This window comes from Thiohalocapsa sp., from assembly GCF_019695415.1.
Lineage (GTDB): Bacteria > Pseudomonadota > Gammaproteobacteria > Chromatiales > Chromatiaceae > Thiohalocapsa.
The window spans coordinates 1-7193 of the sequence record NZ_JAIFKJ010000177.1 but is presented as its reverse complement, the minus strand read 5'-3'; the positions used below and the strand labels follow the sequence as shown (position 1 = coordinate 7193).

7 protein-coding genes and 1 tRNA gene are annotated in these 7193 nt (G+C 68.0%); 6 read left to right on the top strand and 2 right to left on the bottom strand.

The features are described 5' to 3' along the window. A tRNA-Arg gene (locus tag I6U14_RS04940) sits at positions 1-77 on the top strand. Positions 78-428: 351 nt separating this feature from the next. On the opposite strand, the gene I6U14_RS04935 is transcribed toward I6U14_RS04940, so the two are convergent. After that, on the bottom strand, positions 429-1250 hold the full coding sequence (locus I6U14_RS04935) for a hypothetical protein (RefSeq protein WP_296897368.1): 822 nt from the start codon (positions 1248-1250) through the stop codon (positions 429-431). 153 nt (positions 1251-1403) lie between these two features. After that, positions 1404-2765: a TrpB-like pyridoxal phosphate-dependent enzyme gene (locus I6U14_RS04930; RefSeq protein ID WP_296897366.1), complete on the bottom strand. Its 1362-nt coding sequence runs from the start codon at positions 2763-2765 to the stop codon at positions 1404-1406. Positions 2766-3041: 276 nt separating this feature from the next. On the opposite strand from I6U14_RS04930, the gene I6U14_RS04925 reads away from it, so the two are divergent. The 5 genes from I6U14_RS04925 to I6U14_RS04905 all read left to right on the top strand — a co-directional run. After that, positions 3042-4082, top strand: a complete 1041-nt coding sequence (locus tag I6U14_RS04925; protein WP_296897365.1) for a quinone-dependent dihydroorotate dehydrogenase — start codon at positions 3042-3044, stop codon at positions 4080-4082. Positions 4083-4232: 150 nt separating this feature from the next. Continuing rightward, positions 4233-4418, top strand: a complete 186-nt coding sequence (locus I6U14_RS04920; protein WP_296897363.1) for a type II toxin-antitoxin system Phd/YefM family antitoxin — start codon at positions 4233-4235, stop codon at positions 4416-4418. A 255-nt stretch (positions 4419-4673) separates the two neighbouring features. Beyond that, a complete protein-coding gene (locus I6U14_RS04915; RefSeq protein WP_296897361.1) occupies positions 4674-5852 on the top strand; it encodes a cell surface protein in 1179 nt (392 codons plus the stop codon). Further along, positions 5849-6784, top strand: coding sequence for a DUF6384 family protein (locus I6U14_RS04910; protein ID WP_296897359.1), 936 nt, complete (start codon positions 5849-5851; stop codon positions 6782-6784). The genes I6U14_RS04915 and I6U14_RS04910 overlap by 4 nt, the downstream gene beginning before the upstream one ends. Positions 6785-6799: 15 nt before the next feature. After that, on the top strand, positions 6800-7193 hold a 394-nt coding region (locus I6U14_RS04905; protein ID WP_296897358.1), incomplete at its 3' end, for a hypothetical protein.

The window sequence follows — 7193 nt, the reverse complement described above, 5'->3', positions numbered from 1 at the left end:
GCGCCTGTAGCTCAGCTGGATAGAGTACTGCCCTCCGAAGGCAGGGGTCACAGGTTCGAATCCTGTCAGGCGCGCCATTTCCGCTTTAGACTCTGGCCAATCGGCACGTCTCTGCAGCGCAAGACGCACCTTGGCGCCTGCCGCCTGCCTCATCGTCAGGTGGTGACCATCAGGCTGCCGAGATCGCTCAGGCGCAGCGCAGTCTGGGTGCCGTCCGGAAGATGGCCGTCATACCCATCGCAGGCCGGTTTTCGGTTTGTCGCGCGAACAACCTGCTCACGCCTTTTCTCTTCCTCGAAACTCGCCCCTCGAAACTCGCTACTCTCCGCTATATCTGCAGCTCACAAGGAAAACGCCGAGGATGGTGATGCCGCCCCCGACGAGTCAGAGAGCGCCACCGAGGGGTATCGGTTCCGAGCGCGCGACGCTCAGGGCACCACCAGCGTGAGACCCGGCAGCAGCCGATTCGGGTCCTCGATCACGTGTCGATTGGCGTCGAAGACATCGGTCCAGCGCTCCGTGTTGCCGTAAAACAGCAGGCTCACCTGCCGCAGGCTGTCCCCCGGGCGCACGCGGTAGACGGTACGAGCGTTGTCGGCTCTGGCCACCAGGAACTGGCTGTGGTGCAGGGCGTTCTCGGCGCTGCGCACCTCGCCCCAGAGCCTGGGATTGTCGATACCGCGGGCGTCCTCAACGAGCCGGGCGAGGGCTGCTGCATCCTGCTCGGCACGCCGCCTGGCCTCCTCGGCAGTGAGGCTGCCGCCCTCCGGCGCGGGCAGGCGGGCGCGCAGGGTCTCGAGACGCTCGCGCAACGACTCCCTGGCCGCGGCCGCATCCCGCAGGCCGGTGATGCGCTCGTCACGCTCGGCGAGATGGGCCTCCAGCGCTTGAATGCGGGCCTCAGCGCTCAGCAGCCGATCCTTGTGCTCGCGCGCCCGCAGCTCCGCGGCGCTGAGCTGAGCCGTGTGCTCGCGCGCGACGGTCTGGCGGCGCCGATCGTGCTGTGCGAGCGCCGCCTCAAGCTCGGCGACGTGCGCCTCCGCCGCCGCCCGCTCGAGCCTGGCCTGCTCCAGCTCGGCCTCAAGCGTCGCAATGCGCTCGCGCAAGACGGCCGCCTCCGTCTGCGTCGGTGCGAGCCCGCTGGTCGTCACGGCGTCGTCGCTGTGACCGGCACCGCGCTCGTCGCCAGCTTGCGCCGATGCATGGCCCGTGGCGATCAACAGGATTCCAACCAGCACGAGATCAGCCACCGCGCGGACGCCACCTCGGACGGCGGACGCCGCCGAATCAGGTCGCCGTCCGCACGCGCTGGATCGATGGGCATCGATGCTCTTCACGGTTTGGTCCCCCGCGGGATCTTCCTCGCTGCGCCTGCGGCGCGAGCACGCGCCGCAGGCACCGCCTCAGCAGCCGGACGGTAGCCCCGCCAAAGCCATGGCGACTTCGCTCTCGTCGTAGACCAGGTCCTTCAGCTTGCCGGCGTTGTAGTCGATGTAGGCCTGCATGTCGAAGTGGCCGTGGCCGCAGAGGTTGAACAGGATGGCCTTGGACTCGCCAGATTCCCGACACTTCTCCGCCTCGTGGATGGCCGCCTTGACGGCGTGATTGGCCTCCGGTGCCGGCAGGATGCCCTCGGCCTTGGCGAACTGGATACCGGCCGCGAAGCACTCCAGCTGATTGTAGCTGCGTGGGGCGATGTGGCCGAGCTTGGCCAGATGGCTGATCTGCGGTGCCATGCCATGGTAGCGCAAGCCCCCGGCATGGAAGCCTGGCGGCACGAAGCCCGAGCCCAGGGTGTACATCTTGACCAGCGGCGTCAAATGGGCAGTGTCGCCATAGTCGTAGGCGAAGGCGCCCTTGGTGAGGGTCGGACACGCGGAGGGCTCCACGGCGATGAACTCGGTGTCGAGTCCGCGCTGCCACTTCTCGCGCAGGAAGGGGAAGGCGAGGCCGGCGAAGTTGCTGCCGCCGCCGGTGCAGCCGATGACCAGATCCGGATAGTCGTCGGCCATCGCGAGCTGCTCGAGCGATTCGAGCCCGGTGACGGTCTGGTGCAGCAGCACATGGTTCAGCACCGAGCCCAGGGCATAGCGGGTGTCGTCGCGCTGCACGGCCATCTCCACGGCCTCGCTGATGGCAATCCCGAGGCTGCCGGTGCTGTCCGGGTGCTCGGCCAGGATGGCGCGGCCGGATTGGGTTTGGTCGCTCGGGCTCGCGATGCACTGGGCGCCGAGGGTCTCCATGTAGGCGCGCCGGTAAGGCTTGCCATCAAAGCTGACCCGGACCATGAAGACCACGATCTCCAGGCCGAAGAAAGTGCCGGCGAGCGCCAGGGATGAGCCCCACTGCCCGGCACCTGTTTCGGTGGTGATGCGCTTCACGCCCTCGGCCTTGTTGTAAAAGGCCTGGGCGATAGCGGTGTTGGGCTTGTGACTGCCGGCGGGGCTCACGCCCTCGTATTTGTAATAGATGCGCGCCGGGGTGTTCAGCGCCTGCTCCCGACGGCGCGCACGGAACAGCGGCGATGGGCGCCACTGGCGATAGACGTCCCGCACCGGGCCGGGGATCTCCACCTCGCGCTCGGTCGACATCTCTTGCTCGATAACCGCGCGCGGGAAGATGGGCGCCAGGTCGTCCGGGGTGACCGGCTGCTTGGTCCCCGGGTGCAGCACCGGCGCCATGGGCTCCGGCAGGTCCGCATTGATGTTGTACCAGTGGGTGGGTAGGTGCTCCTCATCGAGCAGGTACTTGACGGTGTCGCTCATCGTTTGTCGTGACCTCCGGGGTGGCCGGCGTGATGCCGCTGCGCACGCGGGCCGCTGGTCGCCGCACAATAGCCCGCAAATCCCGCTAGTCTGCCACGTCTGCAAGAGGCCGACGTAGACCTAGGGCAATGCTTGTGGACCTTGGCCACTGCGCTGTGCGACATTGGTGGGCCTGATCTCCAACAGCATCGGGCCCGCGCTCTGAACCCGTCTCCGGCCTCACCCCCCAGCACGCGCCGCAAGACTGCTCCACCGCCCGCCGTCGGACTTTGGCGCGTGCTGCGACCGCTGCTGTTCCGACTCGATGCGGAGCGCGCCCATCAGCTCGGGCTGCTCCTCGCCCGACTTTGGCCGACCTCCCTGGCCAGCCGCCTGGGCCGTGGGGTCGGCGAGGCGGACATCACTTGCCCACCAGAGCTGGCAACCCGCGTGATGGGGCTCGACTTCCCGAATCCCCTCGGGGTGGCCGCCGGCGTCGACAAAGATGCCCAGGCCGCCACATTCTGGCAGGCCCTCGGCTTCGGCTTTGTCGAGGTGGGCACGGTGACGGCACTGCGTCAGCCGGGTAACCCGCGTCCGCGGGTGTTCCGACTGCCGCGCGACGGCGCGCTCATCAATCGGATGGGCTTCCCCAACGACGGGGCCGACGTGGTGGCCACCCGCATCGAGCGCCTGCGCCAGCATGACGCCCTGCGGGTGCCCCTCGGCATCAACATCGGCAAGTCCAAGGCCGCCGCGGCGGCGGACGCGGCGGCGGACTACCGGCGCAGCTTCGAGCGGCTCGGCGAGCTTGCGGACTTCGTGGTGGTGAACATCTCGAGCCCGAACACACCGGGCCTGCGGGACCTGCAGACGGTGGACCAAGTGCAGGCCATCGTCGACGCCGTCCAGCAGCCCAACCAGCAGCTGGAACAGCCGCGGCCGCTTCTGGTCAAGCTGGCCCCAGACCTGGCAGACGCCGATGCCCTCGCCTGCGCCCAAGCGGCCCTCACGGCAGGATGCGCCGGACTCGTGGTCAGCAATACCAGCGTGGATTTCAGCGCCGTCTCGGCGGACACCCAACAGATGAGCGGCGGGCTATCGGGCGCGCCGCTCTTCGCGCGCAGCACCGCTCTGCCAGGACACTTACGCGCGGAGCTCGGCCCCGCCCCTGTGCTGATTCGCGTCGGTGGGGACATGGACGCCGCGAGCGCCCCGGCCCACCTCGCCCCCGGCCGCGACTTGCCTCCGCTCTCACCAGGACCCGTGCATGTGGGAGCGAGCCTGCCCGAGGGATTGCTGAGGGAGCTGCCGGCCGCGCGGGCAGCGCGTGCCTGATATCAGCGCGGAGGTACTCGGCCACGGTTTCGGTGCTTCCAAGGGCGTTGCCGGGCCATACTTGTCGGGTCAGCCGAGCATCGGACATTGTCACGCCGGCAAAGACCGACAGCGGCATCCGCCGCTCATGCAAGATAATGAGACGACCATATGCAGATCGTAACCACCGACTATGCCGCAGAGCATCTGGACGAGCTGATCGAACGCGTGGTGCAGGGGGAATCCATCACCCTCAGCAGCGAGGGGCGCCCTGTCGTCCGTCTGGTGCGCATCGAGGACGACACAGAGCAGGAGGTGCCCGCCGCCGAGGTCGAGGAGGCCTTCTACGGCGACTGACGGCGGCCCATGGATGGCGAGCGCCTTTCGCCACGAGCCGAGGCGGGTGCGCTGTCCGGGAGCGGCCGACACCGGCGGCCGCTTTTGCGCTTTTCGGCCGGGCGGTGACTCATATCGTCACATGCAGCGCTTATATGAGCGTTGAAGCAGTCCGTCCTGCGGCACCATCACCGAACCGCCGGTCGGAAGGCAGACCAGCTCAACTATTCAGCCGCATCCGCAACGGCGGCGGCTCCCATCAGGAGGACACAGACGATGCCTGACACCGCGAGCCCGATGCAGTATCTAGACAAGGCCATGAACACGCTGCACGACATGGGCCTCGCGCCCACGGAGCAGTCCACCGCTGACGACCCAATGATCGCGCTGCTGGACCGCATCTCGGGCTTCGACGAGGGCCGTGTCACCGCCATTGCCCGAACCCTGGCGCAGGCTTCCACCTTCAACGAGGTGGTGCGTGAGCAGGTGCAGGCCATGGAGATCGGCACCCGGTACGAGCAGATCACCGAGGCTTTCAACAGCATCCGCGACGACGCCAAGAAGATGGTGGACCAGCTGGAGGACGGCAAGCTCGACACCTTCGAGCGCATGTCCAACGTCTGGATGAAGGTCACCCGCGGCGATATTGCCGACCGCTTTGATAAGATCAAAGAGACCTACCTGGACGTCACCTCCGACACCAACGACCAGGTGCAGCGCGAGCAGCGCATCCTCGATGCCTACCAGGATTTCCGCGGCGCCATGAAGCAGTCCGAGGTGTTGGCGCTGGAGGTTCTGAAGAAGGCCGAGGGTCAGCTGGACGCCGCCAAGGCCGAGGTGGACCGCGCCATGCAGGCCGTGGAGAGCTTCGCCGGCGACGACGCCGCCGAGCGGGCCAAGCTGGAGATGGCGCGGGACGAACGCGTGCGTGCGCTCCAAGACGTGGAGAAGCGCTACCAGATCGCCAAGGACCTGGCCGATAACATCACCGTCTCTTACAACACCTCCGAGGTGGTGATGGCACGCCTGCATCAGACCACCAATGCCAAAGAGCGCCTGTATCAGCAGGCGGTGAGCTTCTTCTCCACCAACGAGACGGTGCTGACAGCACTCACGGCGTCCTTCACGGGCATGTTCGGCCTCGGCGAGTCCACGGCCACCGTCAACGCCATGAAGGAGGGCGTGAGTCAGTCGTTGGAGGTCCTCGCGGACATCGGTGGCAAGGTGCAGGAAGCGGCTGTGAAGGCGGGCTATGGGCCGACGGTCCGCGCCGATTCCGTGAAAAAGCTCGTCGAGTCCGTGGTGAGCTATCAGACCCACTCCCGCGAGATCATCGAGCAGATGCGCAAGGAGTCCACGCGTAACGCCGAGGAGATCCGCGACGCCGTCGAGGACGGCAAGCGGCGCATGGCGCGCCTCGCCGAAGAGAGCAAAGGGCTGGTCGCCGCGGCATGAGCAACCCCGGGAGCAGCGCCGCTGCCGACACCGTCGCGGCCGGCGCAGACGGCAAACCGCCGCTCGACGACGTCATGCTCGCGATGGATGTCGTCGACACCCTGCGCCGCAAGGAGCGGCTCGTGCAGCGGGAGCTCGACAGCGGGGCGCGCGAGCAGGCGCTGAAGGCGCGTCTGCGCAAGATCTATGCAGCCCAAGGCATCGATGTCAGCGACGGCGTGCTGGACGAGGGCGTCCGCGCGCTGGAGCAGGACCGCTTCGTCTACAAACCGCCGCCCAAATCCCTGGGCACAGCCTTGGCTCGTGTCTACGTCAGCCGTGGTACCTGGGGCAAATGGATGCTGGGCGGAATTGCGGTGGTGGCGGCGGCGCTGGTGGCCTGGCAACTGTTGGTGGTCGCGCCGCACGCTGCCCTGCCCGAGCGCCTGGAGGCCATGCATGCCGAGGTTACCGAGCTGGCCGAGGAGCCCGCCGCAGACCAGCGTGCCGACCGCCTGCTGGCCGCAGGCGAGCAAGCCCTGCGCGACGGCGACAGCGCCGCCGCGGCAGCGGCGCTGGATGAGCTCGAGGCCCTACGGGCGCAGGTTGAGGCCGACTACAGCATTCGCATCGTCTCCCGCCCGGGCGAGCGCAGCGGCATCTGGCGAGTCCCGGACGCCAACCCCAACGCCCGCAATTATTACCTGATCGTCGAGGCCATCGGCCCCCGCGGCGAAGTCCTGCAGGTGCCCATCACCAACGAGGAGACGGGCGAGACCGAGATGGTGGACATTTGGGCCCTGCGCGTGGACAAGGCCACCTTCGACGCTGTGGCCGCGGACAAGCGCGACGACGGCATCATTCAGACCGACCTCATGGGGCGTAAGCCCGCTGGCAGACTGACGCCGGAGTACCGGCTGTCCACCACGGGCGCGGCCATCACCCATTGGTAAGGAGGGACGCGGGCGATGATGAGCGGCCTGCAGGCCATGGCGCAGCTCGCCGAGCTGTCGCGCCAGCAACAGGATAGCCTCGTCGACCTGGACGCCCAGGCCGAGGCACTACAACGACAGCTGCGAGAGCTGCTGCACCAGCGCGCCGAGCACTTGAAGGCACTGGCGCGGGTGCACGTGGGGGTGATGGATTCAGGCAGGCTCGCCAGCGACCTTGACGCCGTGGAGCGGGGAGCCGCGCAGCTGCTGGAGCAGCGCGACGCTGCCGCCGCCGATCTCACCCGACAGCTCGCGCGCACCGGCGCCGCCAAACAATCCCCCGCGCAGGCGCGCGCGCCGCTTGCCCCGGGGCAGGGGGCGGCCCCCGGGTCCCCGCGACACGCCCGAGCCGCCCCCCGAGCCCCACCGG

What these genes read in the sequence shown, in the direction of transcription:
- I6U14_RS04920 (WP_296897363.1), top strand. Translation starts at nt 4,233, where the DNA reads ATGCAGATCGTAACCACCGACTATGCCGCAGAGCATCTGGACGAGCTG.
- I6U14_RS04910 (WP_296897359.1), top strand. Translation starts at nt 5,849, where the DNA reads ATGAGCAACCCCGGGAGCAGCGCCGCTGCCGACACCGTCGCGGCCGGC.
- I6U14_RS04915 (WP_296897361.1), top strand. Translation starts at nt 4,674, where the DNA reads ATGCCTGACACCGCGAGCCCGATGCAGTATCTAGACAAGGCCATGAAC.
- I6U14_RS04930 (WP_296897366.1), bottom strand. Translation starts at nt 2,765, where the DNA reads ATGAGCGACACCGTCAAGTACCTGCTCGATGAGGAGCACCTACCCACC.